This window comes from Acinetobacter sp. AS5, assembly GCF_048957595.1.
Lineage (GTDB): Bacteria > Pseudomonadota > Gammaproteobacteria > Pseudomonadales > Moraxellaceae > Acinetobacter.
In genome coordinates this window covers 1-2,280 of sequence record NZ_JARDAL010000117.1, presented here as the reverse complement: position 1 = coordinate 2,280, position 2,280 = coordinate 1, and the positions used below count along the sequence as shown (strand labels likewise).

The following is a 2,280-nucleotide window of genomic DNA, read 5'->3' as shown; positions in this document are numbered from 1 at the left end:
GGTGGGCTGGCCGCCATTCTTGCGTCGGCCTGCTGCCTGGGGCCGTTGGTGTTGGTCATGTTGGGATTCAGCGGCGCTTGGATGAGTAACTTGGCGGCATTGGATCCTTACCGCCCCATCTTTCTCGGTGCGGCATTGATAGCAATGTTCTTTGCCTACCGCCGCATCTTCCGGACTACGCAAGCATGCGAGCCTGGCGATGTATGCGCTGCCCCACAAGCCAAGACGTCGTACAAAGTCATCTTTTGGATTGTGGCTGCGCTAGTTGTCGTTGCACTAACGTTCCCGTATGTAATGCCCCTGTTCTACTAATTGAGGAAAAATCATGAAAAAACTGCTTACCGCTCTTGCCCTTGCCGCTACCTTCGCTGTCCCTGCCTGGGCCGCCACGCAGACGGTCACGTTGTCCGTTCCCGGAATGTCCTGCGCGACTTGCCCTATCACCGTGAAGAAGGCGCTGAGCAAGGTAGAGGGCGTTAGCAAGATCGAGGTCGACTACGCAACCAAGCTGGCTGTTGTGACGTTCGACGATGCGAAAACCAGCGTCCAGGCATTGAACAAGGCGACGACGGACGTGGGCTACCCTTCTGAACTGAAGAAATAAGGCATCAAATGACGGCGGCGTCGCCATAGCCAGATAGAGATGTTGTTCTGGCGATTCTACTGTCAGTCATTCCGTGCACAACCTGTAAATGACGTACGGAGCCTGTTCGCTGATGCGAAAAACTGATCCAGTTACCGAGGCGTTGTACGACTCGGCTTGGGCATAACGGATGAAAGAGAGAGCAAAATGCAAGAATTAAACGAAGTTGGTCTGAGCGTGGCGGGCATGACTTGCCCAAGTTGCACAAAGCACGTTGAGGACGCGCTGCTGGCGGTTCCCGGCGTGATACGAGCGTCTGTCGATTATCCGGCGAACAGGGCGCAGGTCACGGGCAATAGGCTTGACGTATCGGCACTCGTGACGGCAGTGGGGGCACTTGGTTATCGTGCTAAGCCTGCAGACGAAGTGGAAAGCAAAAGGCGCAGTGCTGAACGGCCAAGACTTCTTGGCAGAGCCGCCCAGTGGCTGAGCGGTGACCGCGCGGTGGAGGAGCTGGCCGGTCAGTTACATGTGGCGGTTATCGGTAGCGGCGGAGCCGCTGTGGCGGCTGCGCTCAAAGCGGCGGAAAACGGTGCCCGGGTCACGCTGATCGAGCGCGGGACTATCGGCGGCACCTGCGTCAACGTGGGTTGCGTTCCCTCCAAGATCATGATTCGGGCAGCCCATATCGCTCATCTGCGCCGGGAAAGTCCTTTTGACGTGGGGCTCACTGCGACGCCGCCTGTTGTCTCGCGTGACCGTTTGCTTGTCCAGCAACAGGCGCGCGTGGACGAGCTGCGAATTGCCAAATATGAAAGCATCCTCGAAAGCAATCCGTCAATCAATCTGGTACGAGGCAGCGCCCGTTTCAAGGATGGCCACACGCTTATCGTGGAAGCTGCAGAAGGGGACTGGCACGAAGTGGCGTTTGACCGCTGTCTCATTGCTACCGGCGCGAGCGCAGCCATTCCGCCGTTGCCTGGTCTTGCAGAAACCCCCTATTGGACTTCCACCGAAGCGCTGGTTAGCGAGACCATTCCGAAACGGCTCGCAGTAATCGGTGCCTCAGTAGTAGCGCTGGAACTGGCGCAGGCGTTTGCACGGCTGGGCAGCGAAGTCACGATCCTGGCGCGGCGCACGTTGTTTGCGAGCGAGGACCCTGCCATTGGCGAGGCCGTCACAGCCGCCTTCCGTGCCGAAGGAATCAAGGTACTGGAACATACGCAAGCCAGCCAAGTCGCCCATGTGGACGGCGAATTCGTGCTGACCACTGGACAGGGCGAAGTGCGCGCCGACAAGCTGCTGGTCGCCACTGGCAGGGCACCGAACACGCGCAGCCTGGCATTGGAAGCGGCGGGAGTCGCTGCCAATGCGCAGGGGGCCATCGTCATCGACAAGGGCATGCGCACCAGTACGCCACACATTTATGCGGCTGGCGACTGCACCGACCAGCCTCAGTTCGTCTATGTGGCGGCAGCGGCCGGCACCCGTGCTGCGATCAACATGACTGGCGGCGATGCGGCCCTGGACCTGACCGCAATGCCGGCCGTGGTATTCACCGACCCGCAGGTCGCCACCGTGGGCTACAGCGAGGCGGAAGCACATCACGACGGGATCGAGACCGACAGTCGCACCTTGACCTTGGACAACGTGCCGCGTGCGCTTGCCAACTTCGACACACGCGGCTTCATCAAGCT

3 protein-coding genes are annotated in these 2,280 nt (G+C 59.6%); all 3 read left to right on the top strand.

Going from position 1 to position 2,280, the window contains the following annotated elements; all coding sequences use genetic code 11:
• On the top strand, positions 1 to 312 hold a 312-nt coding region (gene merT / locus PV763_RS17400), incomplete at its 5' end, for a mercuric ion transporter MerT (protein ID WP_420938280.1).
• Positions 313 to 325: 13 nt separating this feature from the next.
• On the top strand, positions 326 to 604 hold the full coding sequence (gene merP, locus PV763_RS17395) for a mercury resistance system periplasmic binding protein MerP (RefSeq protein WP_005028432.1): 279 nt from the start codon (positions 326 to 328) through the stop codon (positions 602 to 604).
• Between the two features lie 186 nt (positions 605 to 790).
• The coding region (merA, locus tag PV763_RS17390) for a mercury(II) reductase (RefSeq protein ID WP_420938279.1) at positions 791 to 2,280 on the top strand (1,490 nt) is incomplete at its 3' end.

Excerpts from the sequence above, each read along its gene's own strand:
- merP (WP_005028432.1), top strand. The coding sequence starts at position 326 with ATGAAAAAACTGCTTACCGCTCTTGCCCTTGCCGCTACCTTCGCTGTC.